Source organism: Ideonella sp. BN130291, assembly GCF_036231905.1.
GTDB lineage: Bacteria > Pseudomonadota > Gammaproteobacteria > Burkholderiales > Burkholderiaceae_C > CAMLIZ01.
The window spans coordinates 296,021-311,782 of the sequence record NZ_JAZARE010000006.1 but is presented as its reverse complement, the minus strand read 5'-3'; the positions used below and the strand labels follow the sequence as shown (position 1 = coordinate 311,782).

Annotated in this window: 14 protein-coding genes; 9 read left to right on the top strand and 5 right to left on the bottom strand. The window is 70.5% G+C overall.

The window, feature by feature from the left end:
• The first annotated feature begins 2 nt into the window (after positions 1-2).
• From gshB to VPH43_RS15190, 6 genes are all read left to right on the top strand, one after another.
• Positions 3-944 (top strand): glutathione synthase, encoded by a 942-nt coding sequence (gene gshB / locus VPH43_RS15215; protein WP_328578560.1) that lies wholly within the window; start codon positions 3-5, stop codon positions 942-944.
• 10 nt (positions 945-954) lie between these two features.
• On the top strand, positions 955-2,106 hold the full coding sequence (locus VPH43_RS15210) for an acyltransferase family protein (RefSeq protein WP_328578559.1): 1,152 nt from the start codon (positions 955-957) through the stop codon (positions 2,104-2,106).
• Positions 2,106-2,816 carry a c-type cytochrome gene (locus VPH43_RS15205; protein ID WP_328578558.1) on the top strand — a complete coding sequence of 237 codons (711 nt, stop codon included), beginning with the start codon at positions 2,106-2,108 and terminating at the stop codon, positions 2,814-2,816. Before VPH43_RS15210 ends, VPH43_RS15205 begins: the two co-directional genes overlap by 1 nt.
• A 55-nt stretch (positions 2,817-2,871) precedes the next feature.
• The gene (locus tag VPH43_RS15200; RefSeq protein WP_442909293.1) at positions 2,872-4,155 is read left to right on the top strand and encodes a cytochrome c; all 1,284 of its coding nucleotides are present in this window, start codon (positions 2,872-2,874) and stop codon (positions 4,153-4,155) included.
• Positions 4,156-4,426: 271 nt separating this feature from the next.
• Positions 4,427-5,572, top strand: coding sequence for an ABC transporter substrate-binding protein (locus tag VPH43_RS15195; protein ID WP_328578557.1), 1,146 nt, complete (start codon positions 4,427-4,429; stop codon positions 5,570-5,572).
• A gap of 237 nt (positions 5,573-5,809) precedes the next feature.
• Positions 5,810-7,693, top strand: a complete 1,884-nt coding sequence (locus tag VPH43_RS15190) for an ATP-binding cassette domain-containing protein (protein ID WP_328578556.1) — start codon at positions 5,810-5,812, stop codon at positions 7,691-7,693.
• Between the two features lie 84 nt (positions 7,694-7,777).
• Here the strand turns inward: VPH43_RS15190 and VPH43_RS15185 are convergent, their stop codons facing one another.
• Positions 7,778-9,232 (bottom strand): alpha/beta hydrolase family protein, encoded by a 1,455-nt coding sequence (locus VPH43_RS15185; protein ID WP_328578555.1) that lies wholly within the window; start codon positions 9,230-9,232, stop codon positions 7,778-7,780.
• Positions 9,233-9,479: 247 nt separating this feature from the next.
• Here VPH43_RS15185 and VPH43_RS15180 point away from each other — a divergent pair, with 247 nt between their 5' ends.
• Positions 9,480-10,118, top strand: a complete 639-nt coding sequence (locus tag VPH43_RS15180; protein WP_328578554.1) for a PEP-CTERM sorting domain-containing protein — start codon at positions 9,480-9,482, stop codon at positions 10,116-10,118.
• 29 nt (positions 10,119-10,147) lie between these two features.
• Here the strand turns inward: VPH43_RS15180 and VPH43_RS15175 are convergent, their stop codons facing one another.
• Positions 10,148-10,792, bottom strand: coding sequence for a hypothetical protein (locus tag VPH43_RS15175; RefSeq protein ID WP_328578553.1), 645 nt, complete (start codon positions 10,790-10,792; stop codon positions 10,148-10,150).
• Between the two features lie 181 nt (positions 10,793-10,973).
• Between VPH43_RS15175 and VPH43_RS15170 the strand changes: the two genes are divergently transcribed.
• Positions 10,974-11,327 carry a YciI family protein gene (locus VPH43_RS15170; RefSeq protein ID WP_328578675.1) on the top strand — a complete coding sequence of 118 codons (354 nt, stop codon included), beginning with the start codon at positions 10,974-10,976 and terminating at the stop codon, positions 11,325-11,327.
• Positions 11,324-12,601 carry an RNA polymerase sigma factor gene (locus VPH43_RS15165; RefSeq protein ID WP_328578674.1) on the top strand — a complete coding sequence of 426 codons (1,278 nt, stop codon included), beginning with the start codon at positions 11,324-11,326 and terminating at the stop codon, positions 12,599-12,601. The genes VPH43_RS15170 and VPH43_RS15165 overlap by 4 nt, the downstream gene beginning before the upstream one ends.
• Before the next feature lie 25 nt (positions 12,602-12,626).
• Here the strand turns inward: VPH43_RS15165 and VPH43_RS15160 are convergent, their stop codons facing one another.
• Genes VPH43_RS15160 through VPH43_RS15150 form a run of 3 tightly spaced genes read right to left on the bottom strand, consistent with a single transcriptional unit; the run spans position 12,627 to position 15,743 of the window.
• Positions 12,627-12,965 (bottom strand): J-domain-containing protein, encoded by a 339-nt coding sequence (locus tag VPH43_RS15160; RefSeq protein WP_328578552.1) that lies wholly within the window; start codon positions 12,963-12,965, stop codon positions 12,627-12,629.
• Entirely contained in the window at positions 12,962-14,320 is a 1,359-nt protein-coding gene (locus VPH43_RS15155) for a tetratricopeptide repeat protein (RefSeq protein WP_328578551.1), read from the bottom strand. The genes VPH43_RS15160 and VPH43_RS15155 overlap by 4 nt, the downstream gene beginning before the upstream one ends.
• 37 nt (positions 14,321-14,357) lie before the next feature.
• Positions 14,358-15,743 (bottom strand): amidase, encoded by a 1,386-nt coding sequence (locus tag VPH43_RS15150; RefSeq protein ID WP_328578673.1) that lies wholly within the window; start codon positions 15,741-15,743, stop codon positions 14,358-14,360.
• Positions 15,744-15,762: the final 19 nt, after the last annotated feature.

Here is a 15,762-nt window from a genome sequence, read left to right as displayed (position 1 = left end):
CCATGGAACTGCTCTTCGTCGCCGACCCGCTGGAGGTCTTCAAGACCTACAAGGACACCACGTTCTCGATGATGCGCGAGGCGGCACGGCGCGGCCATGGGCTGTGGGCCTGCGAGCCGGCGCAGCTGCTGTGGCAGACGGGCGCCCAGGTGACGGCGCGCTGCCGGCGCGTGCGCCTGACCGGCGACGAACACGACTGGTTCATCGTGGAGGAAGAGGCCGTGCGCCCGCTTGCCAGCTTCGGCGGCGTGCTGATGCGCAAGGATCCGCCCTTCGACAGCGAGTACTTCTACGCCACCCACCTGCTGGAACAGGCCGAACGCGAAGGTGCCAAGGTGGTGAACAAGCCGCGCGCGCTGCGTGACCATCCCGAGAAGCTGGCCATCCTGGAGTTCCCGCACCTGATCGGCCCCACGCTGGTGACGCGCGATCCGCAGGCGGTACGCGACTTCCACGCGCAGCACCGCGACATCATCTTGAAGCCGCTGGACGGCATGGGCGGCATGGGCATCTTCCGTGTCGGGCCCGATGGTTTGAACCTGGGCTCCATCATCGAGACGCTCAACAAGGGCGGCGCGGAAACCGTGATGGTGCAGAAGTACCTCAGCGAGATCACGCAGGGCGACAAGCGCATCCTGGTGATCGACGGCGAGCCGGTGCCGTTCTCGCTGGCGCGCATCCCCCAGGGCAGCGAGATCCGCGGCAACCTGGCTGCGGGCGGCAAGGGTGTGGCCCAGCCGCTGTCAGCACGCGACCGCGAGATCGCGGTCGAGGTGGGTAAGGTGCTCGCGCCGCGCGGCCTGCTGCTGGCGGGCATCGACGTGATCGGCGACTGCATGACCGAGATCAACGTCACCAGCCCGACCTGCTTCCAGGAGATCACGCAGCAGACCGGCTTCGACGTGCCGAAGATGTTCGTCGACGCGCTCGAACGCGTGCTCTGACGTGGAGCCCTTGCCACACTCCCGGGCCGACGGCCTGGCCGGCCTGGACACCCTGCGCGCTGCCGCCATCGTGATGGTGTTCGCCTACCACTACATGGTGTTCGTCAGCCGCGAGCCCACCTTCGGCTGGTTGAGCACCGTGGGCTGGGCGGGTGTGGATCTGTTCTTCGTGCTGAGCGGCTACCTCATCGGCAACCAGCTCTTCAGCGGCGTGGCGCGCGGGCGCGAGCCGTCGCTGAAGGCCTTCTACGCCCGCCGGTTCCTGCGCACGCTGCCCAACTTCTACGTGGTGCTGGCGCTGTACTTCCTGTTCCCGGCCGTGATGGGCGGGCGCACGCCGCCGCCGCTGTGGCGCTTTCTCACCTTCACGCAGAACATCGGGCTGCAGCCGGGCACCGCGTTTTCGCACGCCTGGTCGCTGTGCATCGAGGAGCAGTTCTACCTGCTGCTGCCGGCGCTGCTGGTGCTGGGCCTGCGCTGGCGCCTGTCGGTGCGCTGGGGCTGGGGCCTGGTGGTGGGCGGCATCCTGGGCGGCATCGTGCTGCGCAGCCTGCTGTGGCGCGACAACGGCCTGGAGGCGGACCGCGGCGTGATCGGCTACATGCCGAACATCTACTACGCCAGCTGGGCCCGCATGGACGAGTTCCTGCCGGGCGTGGCGATCGCCCTGCTGAAGAACTTCCATCCCCCCGCCTGGTCGGCGCTGATGGCCCGTGGCCGCGTGCTGCTGGTGGCTGCCCTGGCCGCGTTGCTGCTGCTCGGCTGGGGCATCCTGCAGGGTTACTACATCGACGGCTACGGGTACGGCTACTTCATGACCGGCTTCGGTTATTCGCTGCTCGCCTGCGCCTTCGCGCTGCTGGTGCTGGCCGCGCTCAGCCCGCAGACGGTGCTGTACCGCTGGCGCGTGCCGGGCGCCGCGTCGCTGGCGGCCTGGTCCTATGCGATCTACCTCACGCACAAGCCGCTCGCCTTCATCGTGCAGCGCCAGCTCCAGGGCACCGCGCTGGCAGGCGCCGCCTTGCCGGCGGTGGTGACGCTGGTCTGCCTGGCGGGTGGCTGGCTGCTCTACCGCGCGGTCGAAACGCCCTTCATGCGGCTGCGCCAGCGCCATGTGCCGAGCAACTTCGTGCTGGAGCGCGGTTTGCTGCCAGCCCGGTGATGCTCTCCTTTCTTGCATCGCTGCGCGCCCTGGCAGCGGGCGCTGCGCTCGCTGCCTGCGGTGTGCTGTCCGCCGCGCCGCTGCAGGTGCCTGACACCATGGCCCAGCGCATGCAGGCCTGTGCCGCCTGCCACGGCAAGGAGGGCCGCTCTACCAACCAGGGCTGGTTTCCGCGCATCGCCGGCAAGCCGGCGGGTTACCTGTTCAACCAGCTGGCGAACTTTCGTGACGGCCGGCGCAGCAACGCAACCATGACCTACCTGGTCGACCAGATGTCGGATGCCTACCTGCACGACATCGCCGACTACTTTGCCGGGCTGCAGCTGCCCTATCCGCCGCCGCAGCCCGCAGACGTCGACACCACCGCGCTGGCACGCGGCCAGGCCTTGGTGCAGCGGGGTGACCCGCAGCGTGGCATCCCGGCCTGTGTGGCCTGCCACGGCACGGCCATGACCGGTGTGTTGCCCGCCACCCCCGGCCTGCTCGGCCTGCCGCGCGACTACCTGGTGGGCCAGTTCGGGAATTGGCGCAACGGCCTGCGCCGGGCCGCCGCACCCGACTGCATGGCGCAGATCACCCAGCGGCTGGGCCCGCAGGACATTGGCGACCTCGCCAACTGGCTGGCGGCGCAGCCGCTGCCCGCCGACAGCCGGCCGGTGCCGGCGCTGCCCGGCCCTTTGCCGCTGCGTTGCGGCAGCGTGCCGCCATGAGCTGCGCGGCCGCCGTCACGCCGAGCCGCCCCGCCCGCGGTGCGAAGGCGGCCCGGTGAGCAGCCGCTGGCGTCGGCCCGGCCTGCGCCTGGCGCTGATCTCTGCGCTTGTGCTGCTGATCGCCACGGCGCTGGTGTGGGCCTTGAACCGCCGTGACGAAGCCGCCATCCCCGACACACCCGCGCCCTTCGTCGCCACCCCGGAGCAGGTGCAGCGCGGGGCAGTGCTGGCGCGCGCCGGCAATTGCATGGGTTGCCACACCGCGCGTGGTGGGCTGGCCTATGCCGGCGGGCGCGCGATCGACACGCCCTTCGGCCGCGTGTTCGCACCCAACCTCACGCCCGACGACACCACCGGGCTGGGCCGCTGGAGCGCTGACCACTTCTGGCGCGCCCTGCACAACGGCCGCTCGCGCGACGGCCGCCTGCTGTATCCCGCCTTTCCGTACCCCAACTTCACGCTGGTGACACGCGCCGATTCGGACGCGCTCTATGCCTACCTGCGCAGCCTGGCGCCGGTGCCGCAGGCGAACCTGGCACACGAGCTGCGCTTTCCCTACAACCTGCAGGCGGCGCTGGCGGTGTGGCGCGCGCTCTATTTCACGCCCGGCGTCTACCAGCCAGATGCCGCCCAATCGCCCCAGTGGAACCGCGGCAGCTACCTGGTGCGGGGCCTGGGCCATTGCAATGCCTGCCACGCCAGCCGCAACCTGCTGGGTGCCACCAGCGGGGAGCTGGAGCTGAGCGGCGGCCTGATCCCGATGCAGAACTGGTATGCGCCCTCGCTGGCCTCGGCGCGCGAAGCCGGCGTGGCCGGCTGGCGCACCGACGACGTGGTGCAGTTGCTCAAGACCGGCGTGTCCCCCCGCGGCTCGGTGATGGGGCCGATGGCGGAGGTGGTGTTCCGCGGTACCCAGCACCTGCCCGATGCCGACCTCAGCGCGATGGCGGTGTACCTGCAGGCCTTGCCGCAGCAGGCGCCGCAGAAGCAGGACGAGCCCGAGAAGGCCGACCCGGCGCAGATGGCGCTGGGCGGGCGCCTGTACCGCGACCATTGCGCCAGCTGCCATGGCGAGCAGGGCCAGGGTGCACCCGGCGCCTATCCGCCACTGGCGGGCAACCGCGGCGTGACCTTGGAGTCCCCCGCCAACGTGCTGCGCGCCATCGTCAGCGGTGGTTTTCCGCCCACCACGGCCGGCAACCCGCGCCCATACGGCATGCCACCCTTCGGCCCGACGCTCAACGACACCGAGATCGCCGCGGTGGCCACCTACATCCGACGCAGCTGGGGGCATGAGGCGCCGGTGGTGCTGCCCTTGCAAGTGCTGCAGATCCGCTGAGCCCGGCCGCTTTCGTCTGACCGAACGCCGACGCCCTGGACGCGGGGCGGCCTGCCGCGCCATTTCTGCCGGCGCGGGCGTAGGGGTTTGCCTTGGCGGCGTGGTGCGGTTCACGAACGGCGCGGGGCGCTGTCGCGAAGGTGACGGCCGTGCACAGGAGCGGCCGCTACGGTGCGGCCACGCTGCTGTCGCCGCAGCGGCATCCGGCACGGCGGATGACCCCACGATCAAGCGCGCCGCCGTGTGCCACCGCGCGCAGGAGACCCGTCCCATGCTGTATTCCACCCAACGCCGTGCCTGCCTCCGTGGCCTGGGCGCGCTGGCCGCCACCGCCCTCGCCGCCCGCAGCAGCTGGGCCGCGCCGGCCGCGGGCGACGAGATCGTGATCGGCCAGAGTGCCCACCTCACCGGCCCGCTGTCGGCCACCCTGCAGGCGGTGCTCAAGGGCCAGGACCTGGCGCTGGAGGAGTTCAATCGCAAGGGCGGCGTGGGCGGGCGCAAGGTCAAGCTGATCACGCTGGACGATGCCTACGATCCCAAGCGCTGCGTGGAGAACGTGAACACGCTGATCGACAAGGAGCACGTCACCGCCCTGTTCGGCCTGGCCAGCACCGCCAACGTGGCCGCCGTGCTGCCGCTGATCGCCGAGAAGAAGGTGCCGCTGGTGGGCGTGTACACCGGCGCGCCGGCGCTGCGCGCCAGGCAGCATCCCTTCTTCTTCACCGCGATGGCGAGCTACCGCGACGAGGTGGTGCAGATGGTGCGCAACCTCTCCACCGTCGGCCGCACGAAGATCGCGCTGGCCTATCACAACAGCCCCTTCGGCCAGCTGATGCTGCCGGTGGTGGAAGAGGTCTGCAAGGAACAGGGTTCCACGCTGGTGGCGAAGGCCGCGCTGGACATCCCCGGCCAGGAATCGGGCGCGGTGTGCCAGCAGCTGGCGGCCAGCAACCCGCAGGCCGTGATTTTCATGGCTTTCGGCCCGGCGCTGATCCCGTTTGCGCGCGCGGCACGCAGCTTCCTCGCCGTGCCGGTGTATGCGCCGTCCATCGCCAATTCGCACCAGTTGCTCACCGCGCTCGGCGACGACGCCCGCGGCCTGGCCTTCACCCAGAACGTGCCGTATCCGATGCGCGCCACCACGCCCATCACCAAGGAATACGCCGCGGTGATGGACAAGGCCAAACTGCCGATCGACTTCGACCACTTCTTCGGCTACCTCAACATGCGGGTGCTGCTGGAGACCTTGAAGCGCGCCGGCAAGGGCGTCACCTCGGCCAGCCTGCCGGGCGCGATCGAAAGCATGGGCAAGGTGGACCTGGGCGGCTTCACGCTGAACTTCAGCCCCACCAACCACCACGGTTCCAACTTCGTCGACCTCCTCATCGTGGGCCCAGGCGGTCGCTTCATCCGGTAGGGATGTGAGCCCCCGGCCGCTTGGCGCCACCGCCGCCACCACCGCCCCTGACCGCTGCACGCGGTCTGTCCAGGGGGGACCCCCTCTCCCCTGGGGAGAGGGTTGGGGAGAGGGCGACATGACACCCCATGGGGGAGGCGCTTGCGCCTCCCCTGACCGCTGCGCGGTCTGTCCCAGAGGGACATCCGTTTGGCCGGCGACAATCGCAGGTTCTTCTGCAGTCCTGCCCTTGTCCCCATGGCCCTTCTCACGCTCACCAACGCCCACCTCGCCTACGGCCACGTGGCCCTGCTCGATGGCACCGGCCTGTCGCTGGAGTCGGGCGAGCGGGTGGGGCTGATCGGGCGCAACGGCGCCGGCAAGTCCTCGCTGCTGAAGATCCTGGCCGCGCTGGAGAAGCCCGACGACGGCATCCTGCAGGTGCAGCAGGGCCTGCGCCGCTACTACGTGCCGCAGGAGCCGGTGTTCGAGCCCGGCCACACGGTGTTCGAGGCGGTGAGCGAAGGGGTGGCCGAGGCCAAGGCGGTGCGGGCGCGCTACGAAGCCCATGCGCCCGGCGAAGACCTGGACGCGCTGCAGACCCGCATCGAGGCGCTGGACGGCTGGAACTGGGAGCAGCGGGTCGATGAAACCCTGCACCGCCTGAACCTGGACCCCGAGGCGCAGGTGGACGCGCTGTCCGGCGGCACCAAGAAGCGCGTGGCGCTGGCGCAGGCGCTGGTGGCCTCGCCCGAGGTGCTGCTGCTGGACGAACCCACCAACCACCTGGACCTGGACGCGATCGAGTGGCTGCAGGGGCTGCTGGTCGGCTTCCGCGGTGCCATCGTGCTGATCTCGCACGACCGCGCCTTCATCGACGCGGTGGCCACCCGCATCGTGGAGCTGGACCGCGGCCAACTGCGCAGCTACCCGGGCAACCTGGCCGCCTTCGAAGCCGCCAAGCAGCGTGAGCTCGAAGCCGAAGCCCTGGCCAGCGCGCGCGCCGACAAGCTGCTGGCGCAGGAAGAGGTGTGGGTGCGCAAGGGCGTGGAGGCGCGCCGCACCCGCAGCGTGGCGCGCATCGCCCGCCTGGTGCAGCTGCGCGAGCAGCGTGCCAAGCGGCGCGACCAACTGGGCCAGGTGCGCCTGGAGCTGGACGCCGGCGTGCCCAGCGGCAAGATCGTGGCCGAGCTCAACAAGGTCTCCCTGCGCTTCGGCGACAAGCTGCTGGTGCAGGACTTCAGCTCCACCTTGCTGCGGGGCGACAAGGTGGGCTTGATCGGCCCCAACGGCGCGGGCAAGACCTCGCTGCTGAAGGTGATCCTCGGCGAGCTGGAGCCCACCGCCGGCTCGGTGCGCCGCGGCACCAACCTGAGCGTCGCCTACTTCGACCAGATGCGCACCGCGCTCGACCTGGACGCCACGCTGGCCGACACCATCAGCCCGGGCAGCGAATGGGTGGAGATCGGTGGCCAGCGCAAGCATGTGATGAGCTACCTGGGCGACTTCCTGTTCTCGCCGGCGCGCGCCAACTCACCGGTGCGCACGCTCAGCGGCGGCGAACGCAACCGCCTGCTGCTGGCACGCCTGTTCGCGCTGCCTGCCAACGTGCTGGTGCTGGACGAGCCCACCAACGACCTGGACATCGACACGCTGGAGCTGCTGGAGGAGCTGCTGCAGTCCTACAACGGCACGGTGTTCCTGGTGAGCCACGACCGGCGTTTCCTGGACAACGTGGTCACCAGCACGATCGCCTGGGAGGGCGACGCCAGCCCCGGCCTCTGGCGCGAATACGAAGGTGGGTACGAGGACTGGAAGCTGCAGCGTGACCGCTCACGTGCAGCCCAGGCGGCTGCGGCCAAGCCCGCGCCAGTGCCGGCCCCGCCACCACCCGTGGCCGCGCCCAGGCCGGCGGCGCCGGTGCGCAAGCTCAGCTACAAGGAACAGCGCGAGCTGGACGAACTGCCCGCCCGCATCGAGGCGCTGGAGGCCGAGCAGAAGGCGCTGGAGCTGCAGCTGGCCAGCAATGAGCTGTATGCCGAGCAGCCGCAGCGTGTGGCCGAAGTGCAGGCGCGTTTTGCCCAGATCGAGGAGCAGCTGATGGCCGCCCTGGAGCGCTGGGAGGCGCTGTCGGCCCGCTGAGGGCGCCGACAGCGCGCGCCGCTCACTGGGCAACCTCCCTGCTTCGCACTGCGGTGCGAGCGCCTTCGGCCGGCCGGGCGGCGCTCACGGACAAGCCGGGTAGTGCGCCTGGAATGCCGCGCGCACGTCCGGGGCGGTGTAGTCCTCGGTGCTGGGCGTGTTGTTGGTGAAGGCGCAGCCGTAGGTGGGCGAGGCCACCGTGGCGGCGGTGGCCACATCGTCGCCCGCGGGCTTGGCACCACCAGCTTCCCACTTCACCATGTCGTCGAACGCCGTGGTCGCTTCCGCCGCGGTGAACGCGCAATGGCCCACGTCGCGGATCGCGCGCTGCACCAGCCGCTGGTCGTTGCCCTTGGCCTTGGCGCGGTCGTGATAGACCTGCTCCATGCGGAAGGGCACGAAAAGGTCGCCGAGCGTGTGCAGCGACACCACCGGCACGCTGAACTCGCCGTTGACCACCGGAATCCAGCGCAGCCCGTCGCGGCGCAGCCGGTTCGCGTCCGGTGCCGGCGTGATCTTGAAGGCGCTGGCATTGAACGCGTCGTCGAGCGCGGTCTTGTCGGTGCTGGACGCGTCCACCTTGTAGTACAGCCCGGTGGTGTCCAGCACGTTCTTGTTCAGGATGCCGCTGATGGTGCCGTCACCGCCCAGCGAGGCCCAGATGTTGCCCTGGTTGCCCGCGTTGGCCCAGCCTTCGGCATAGAACGGGCGCGCGCCGCCGCTCAGGTTCATCACCACGTTCTTGAGCTTGTCGCCCTGGGCGTTGGTCTGGGTGGGGAAGGTGGTCCACAGCGCCGACTGGATGGCCGGTGCGAGGGTGGCGAAGTTGGTGACCGGAAAGCTCGTCATCGGCACGCCGGCCAGCTGCTGCGCGGCCACCTGGTAGCCGGCAAAGTAGTTGAACAGTTCGTTGTCGCCCACCACGCCGCACAGCGGCACGGCGCCGTGGTAGTGCACCTTGTGCACGGCGGTGGTTTCCGTCTCGGCCTCGATGGCGGCCGCCGTGATGTGGCCGCCCATGGACACGCCGGTGATGAAGATCTTGGAGGGCGCGGCCAGCGTGCGGCCCTTGCTGCCCGCGATGCTCACGAAGTTGAGCGCCAGCGCATTGGTGTCCTCGATGCCGGCGCGCACGTCGTAGTTGTTCTTGCTGTAGCTGGACGCCGCCCAGGCATAACCGTTGTCCAGCAGGTAGCGCCGCATGATGGGCGTACCGACGGTGAGGTTGGGGCCGCTGCCGGCGTAGCCGTGCGCCCACATCACGAGCTTGCCGTTCCAGCCCGTCTTGGGCACCTCGATGCGGTAGGCCGCGCCGTTGAGCACGCCGGTCCAGCGGTCGGTCTCCACCGCGCTGCCGGCGAGCGCGGCGAAGCTCGTCTCGACCACGGGTGTGAAGGTCAACGCGTCCTGCGGCCGGCTTTCTTCCGGCGCGGGCGTGTCGTCGTCATCGTCGCCGCCGCCGCAACCGGCGAGCAAGGCGAGGCTGGCCGCCAGGGTGACCAGCGCGGAGCAACGGTAGGGCGAGGCGGTGCGGTGCATGGTGTCTCCCAGAGCCGCAGCGAAAGAGGTCGCTGCGATTGCCAACGAGGGTACGACCGGGCTCACGCGCCGGCGCGTCGCGCAGGTGACGCGCATCGCCCCGAGGAAACCATGAGCGCCGCAGGCCGGTCGATTGCTTGCCTGCCGGCCCGGCGGTGCCCCGGCTGGGCGCCGTCCTCCCCCCGGATGAGGGCCATCTGCGGCAACTGCAAATGATGTAATTCGCCTTCCTTGGAGGAGGAAGACCATGAACCATCAACTGGGCGCCATCGCGCTGGGCGCATTGCTGCTGTCGCAAGCAGCCACGGCCGCCACCACGCGCATCGGCGCAGATGCCTTTGCTGACACCGCCACGGTGGTCACGTTTGAAACCGGCAGCACCGCATTGCCCGGCGTGGACGGCATGGCGTACCTGGAAACGGGGCCATCGTCCACGGAACGCTGGTTTGGCGCGTCGGGTAACTTCTCGGGCTTCTTCGGCGAGCAGGGGATGTCGAACCTCGTGAGCGCCACCTACTCCGACATGGGCGTGAGCTTCGCCAACCCGGTGTACGCCGTGGGCAGCTGGCTGGGAAACATCCCCGACTTCACGCACTCCACGGTGCGCCTGATCACCATCGAGGCCTACGGCACGGCGGGTGACAGCCTGGGCCGGTTCCGCGTGCTGCTGCCGCGCGCCGAGGGCGAGGCCGTCTTCTTCGGCATCGGCTCCACCGACCCGATCGCCCGCATCGAGTGGCGTGACCACAACCGCGGCTTCTTCGGCATGGACAACCTCACGTTCCAGACCTCGCCCGTGCCCGAGCCCACCACCTCGTCCCTGGTGGCTGCAGGGTTGGCCGCGCTGGGCCTGGCTGTACGCCGCCGCCGCTCGCGCGCCGCGTAAGTCGCCCGCGTCCGCGATAGCGCTGCCGGTCAGTGACCGGCAGCCGCCAGCGCATCGCGGTAGATCCGCTGGCGCTCCGCCTGGCGCGCGGCCAGGCAGGCCCGGTCCTCGCCGCAGGCCTTGAGCTGATGAAAGAACATGCTCTTCTGCCGGGCCTGCTCCAGCGGGCTCAGCGCCAGCGTGTCCCGGTAGGCGCGCCACAGCGGCCCCAGCTGCAGGTCGGCCGCCGCCAGGTCGCGGTTGGCGCAGATCACGCGCTCGTGCGGCTGCCGAGCGTCCTTGCACCACGCGGGGCGCGCAAATGAAGTGCCGGTGGCCGGCCGTGACCGAGCCGGCGCCACCCGCACCGCCGGTGCGGCGGTGTCCACGTCGCGCAGCAGCGCCGCGTACTCCGGTTCCAGCCGCACCTGGGCGGCGTCCAGCTCCTGCACGCCCCCGCCGTTCCAACTGATCACCGGATTGCCGCGCTGGTTGATCATCCAGCAGCCCGCTGCCGCCGTGCCCCGCGCCGGCCTGTAGGCCTGCATCAGCTCATCGCTGCCTTGCGACTGCGGGCAGATGTCGTCGGTGAGCACGATGCGGGCCTCGCCGCTGCCGTGGGTGGCCAGGCGGTCGGCGCGGGCCGTTGGCGTGGCCAGCAGGCCGATGGACACCAGGGCAATCACACGCAGCACGGTCTTTCCTCCGCGGCCGGGTTGGCCTGCCTGGAAGGAGCAAAGGGCGCGCCTCCGCATCGCAGGCGGTCCGCAAACACCCCGCCGCGCGATTTTTCGCGCACCATGTCGAAATGCCCGCCGCCCGCGCGACATTGTCGGACGGGGCATGGTGCGCCGTCGCCAACCAGATGGAGTCTCCATGGAATACCTGCTGCTGATCCACGCCGAAGAGGCCGAAGGCAACACCTTGAGCCCGGGCGAAATGGCCGAACGCATGGCCGCCTACGGCGCCTACACCGAGGCGCTGGCCAAGGCCGGCGTGATGCGGGGGGCCAACCGCCTGCGCTCGGCGGACACCGGCACCACGGTGCGCCTGAGGAGCGGCAAGACCGAGGTGCTCAACGGCCCCTATGCCGAGACGCGCGAGCAGCTCGGTGGCTACTACCTCATCGACGTGCCGGACCTGGACACGGCCCTGGCCTGGGCGGCGCGCTGCCCGGGCGCCTCGCACGGCACGATGGAAGTGCGGCCGATCTGGCCGGTGGTGCGCTGAACCCGACGCAGCCTTCTGCCCGTGCGGCCTGCGCCCAGGCCGCCGAGGCTGCGGCGCGCCGCAGCTACGGCAAGCTCATCGCCTTTCTGAGCGCCCGCACACGCGACGTTGCGGGCGCCGAGGATGCCTTGTCCGAGGCCTTTGCCGCCGCGCTGGCCGACTGGCCGCAGCGCGGCGTGCCGCTCAACCCGGAAGCCTGGCTGCTCACGGTGGCACGCCGCCGCATGGTGGACGCCATCCGCGAACGGACACTGGGCGAAGGGGCGGCCGAACACCAGCTGTTGCTGGCGGAGCTGGCTGCTGCGGAGGCAGACGAGGCCGGCCTGCCCGACGACCGGCTGGCGCTGTTGTTCGCCTGCGCGCATCCGGCCATCGAGCCCGGCGTGCGCGCGCCGCTGATGCTGCAGGCGGTGCTGGGCTTCGACGCAGCTGCCATCGCGTCGGCCTTCCTGGTGGCGCCGGCCACCATGGGCCAGCGGCTGGTGCGGGCCAAGGCCAAGATCCGCCAGGCCGGCGTGCCCTTTGATGTGCCGGGCCGGCATGAACTGGCGCCGCGCCTGGATGCCGTACTCGACGCGGTGTACGCCGCCTATGCCGAGGGCTGGTCCGACGGCGAAGGCACCGATCCGCGGCGGCGCAACCTGGCCGACGAGGCGGTATGGCTGGGCCGCCTGACGGCGTCGCTGCTGCCACAGCAGCCGGAGGCACTGGGCCTGCTGGCGCTGATGCTGTTTGCGCAGGCGCGCCGGCCGGCGCGCCGCGACCGCCACGGAGGCTACGTGCCGCTGGCGCAGCAGGACACCCGCCTGTGGGACGGCGCGATGATCGACGAGGCGGAGGCGCTGCTGGCGCACGCCAGCCGGCTCGACGGCCACGGGCGCTACCAGCTCGAGGCCGCGGTGCAGTCGGCCCACGCGGTGCGCCGCCACACCGGCCGCTCCGACTGGGCGGCGATCGCCCAGCTGTACGACCTGTTGTGCGGCCTCACCGGCTCGCCCGTGGCTGCGCTCAACCGGGCGGTGGCGCTGGCGGAAACCGCGGGCGCGGCCGCGGGCCTGCACGCGCTGGACGCGCTGGCGGGTGATGCCCGGCTGGCGGACTACCAGCCGTATTGGGCTGCGCGCGCCGAGCTGCTGGCACGCAGCGGCAACGCCGATGGGGCGGCGCAAGCCTATCGCCGCGCGATCGGCCTGGAGCGAGATCCCGCGGTGCGCCACTTCCTGCAGGGCCGGTGCGACGCCCTGGTGCATGCAGCATCGCCCGGCGGCGGCTGATCCGCCAGGTGGGCGGGCGAGCGCGTCAGAGACGGCGCGAGGTGGCCAGCTTCTCCAGCCGCAAGGCCACCGCCTGCTGCAGTTCGGCAATGCGGCGGCGCAGGGCCGTGGCCTCGGCCTCGTCCGTGGTGTGCTGCAGGGTCGCCTTCAAGGCAGCGATCTGCTTGAACATCTCCACCTCGTGCGGCACCACGCCGGCGTCCTTGAGGATCTTGAAGCCCATGCGCAGCTCTTCCGGGGTCTGCGCATAACCGTCGCCGAAGTCCAGCGGCTTGCCCCAGCTCTCGGCGCTTTGCAGCTCGCCGCTGCGCTGGCTGTGCGCCAGCTGCTCGGCGATGTGCTCGTCCAGGGTCTTCGTGCTCATGAGGGCACCCGCTCTGCAAAGCCGAGCTGCGTCGCCCAGTGCCGCGTGAGCGGCGTGGCCGGCTTGGCCATCAGCCGTTCGTTGAGCAGCGCGCGCCCCAGCGGGCGCAACTGGCCGGCGCTGCAGGTGGCCAGCAGGGTCTGGTCCACGAGATCGCGCTGGGCATGGCTGCCGCCGAAGCGCTGCGCCACGCGCCGCGCCGGGTACAGCGCCTGGGCCGCGGCCTCATGCTCGCCGCGGGCATGGGCCAGCAGGCCGCGCATCAATGGCAGGCCGACTTCACGTGCCATCGCATGATTGGCGCGACGTGCGTCTTCCGGCTGCATCGCCCGTTCGGCGCAGCGCGCCAGCCAGCGGTCGGCGCGCGTCAGTTCTCCTGCGCCCACCAGCGCGAGCAGCACATGCAGGTCGTTGAAGGCGTAGTAGCCGGCATGCGCGTCGTCCAGCGGCCAGGTGTCCACCAGGGCCTGGAAGCGGGCGGTGACGTCCGCGCCCAGCAGCTGCAGGCGCCACAGCAACGAAGCCGCGTCCACACGCTGCAAGGTGATCTGCAGCGCCTCGCCGGCCAGGTGCGCGTCCACCAGGCGCAGCACGCCGGCATCGTCCAGGCCCTCCAGGCGGAACAGGCCGAGGTGCCACCACAGGTGGCCGGCAAACCCGTTGCCTTCGGACCAGGCGTGCTGGTGCTGGCGCAGCCAGGCGGCGCCATCGTCGAAGCGGCCTTGCATCTCCATCACATGGGCCACCGCATGCACCGCCCAGGGCACGCAGTCGGCGCCGTTCAGCGCGCGCCGGCCGGCTTCTTCGGCCTGCGGATAGAGGTTGTTCTCTTCCAGCCCGAAGGCGTACAGCCCCAGCACAAAAGGGTGCAGCGGATCGCCTTCGTCCCACTCGGGCAGCACGCGCGCCGGGCGCAGGCGCAGGTTGGGCGCGTCACCGCGATAGAAGTCCCAAAGCTGCGACCACTGCAGCGCAAGGGCGTCGCGCGGATGTTCCAGCAGCAGCTCGTCCCAGGTCTGGCAGGCGTTCTGCCAGCGGCCTTCCAGCACCTGCTGGGTGGCAGCCAGGTGGGCGCGTTCGCGCGGCGGCGCGTCGACTTCGAGCGCGGTGGCTTCGTCCAGCAGGCGGCGCGCTTCATCGACTTGCGCCGGTTCGGTCAGGCTCAACAGGAAGCCGGCCTTCATCACGCGCGGCAGCAGCCAGCCCGGGTCTTCGGCGATCGCGGTGTCCAAGTCGGCCAGCGGTGCGTCGTAGAACGACATCATTCGCCACAGCGCCTTCTCGGCGGCAGACAGCGCCGCGGCCGATCCGGTGCCGATCGGATTGCCTCGAACGTCGCGCATCGTGCTGCTCATGCGGCCGACTCCACAAAGTGATGCCGACCGCAGTGTGTCACGACCGCGGCGGGGGTTCCGGCCAGGGGCGTTGTGTCGATCGCAGCCGTTCGTAAGCGGCTGCGACCTGCAACACGCCGAGGTCATCATGCCGGTGGCCCACGATCTGCAGGCCGATCGGCATGCCGGCGGCGGTGAAGCCGCAGTTGATGGACGCGGCCGGCTGCTCGCTCATGTTGTACGGCAGCGTGAAGGCGATGTGCTCCAACGGCCGCTTCGGGTCGTTGGTGGGGCCGGCCCATTCGGCCGGGAAGCTGCCCACCGGGCTCACTGGCGACAGCACGAAGTCGTACGGCTGGCAGGCCGCGACGGCGGCATCGCGCATCGCGCCCATCTGGCTGTAGCCGTGGAAGAGCTGCGCCGCGGAGACCGAGGCGCCGCCTTCGGCCCAGGCGCGGATGTAGGGCAGCACCTTGGCCTGCCGCTCTGCGGGCAGCGCGCTGAAGTCCAGCCACGAGCGCACACGCCAGAAACGGTCCATGCCGTCGATGTGCTCACGCTTGCCGAACGCCCGCATCGGCTCGACGATCGCGCCCTCGCGCTCGAACACACGCGCGGCCGCCTGCACGGCCGCAGCAATCTCGCCATCCAAACCCAGGCCCCAGCCACCATCCATCAGCAGGCCGATCTTCAGCCCCTTGAGCGACCGCTCCAGCGACATCCAGTGGATGTCGGCCCACGGCAGGCTCATGGTGTCGCGCCAGTCGGGCAGCGACAGCACCTGCATCATCAGCGCGCTGTCGGCCACTGTGCGCGTCATCGGCCCTGCCACGCGGCCCGCATACGGCGGCTTGATCGGAATGCGCCCCAGGCTCGGCTTCAAGGTGAAGATGCCGCACCAGCTCGCCGGCAGGCGCAGCGAGCCGCCAATGTCGGTGCCCACATGCAGAGGCCCGTACCCGGCCGCCGCCGCAGCACCGGCCCCCGCACTGGAACCGCCCGGATTCAGTGCCAGGTTCCACGGGTTGCGCGCCAGTGGATGAAAACTCGACAGCCCCGAGGACAACATGCCGTAGTCCGGCATCGTGGTCTTGCACAGGATCACCGCACCCGCTTCGCGCAGCCTCCCGGCCGGCGGTGCGTCCTCCGCGGCCGGCACCAGCTCGGTGGCCGCGGTGCCCAGGGGCACCGGCACGCCACGCGTGGCGATGTTCTCCTTGATGGTGACCGGCACGCCGTCCAGCGCCAGCGCTTCACCCTTCAACCACCGCCGCTCGGATGCCCGCGCCATCGCGAGGGCACTCTCTGCATCCAGGGCATAGGTCGCCTTCAACTGCGGCTCCCAGCGCTCGATGTGCGCCAGCACTTCGCGCGCCACCTCCACCGGCGACAGCGAACCGTCGCGATAGCGCGCCAACAACTCCATCGCACTCAGATCATGCAGGGTCACAGGGGCTGCCTCC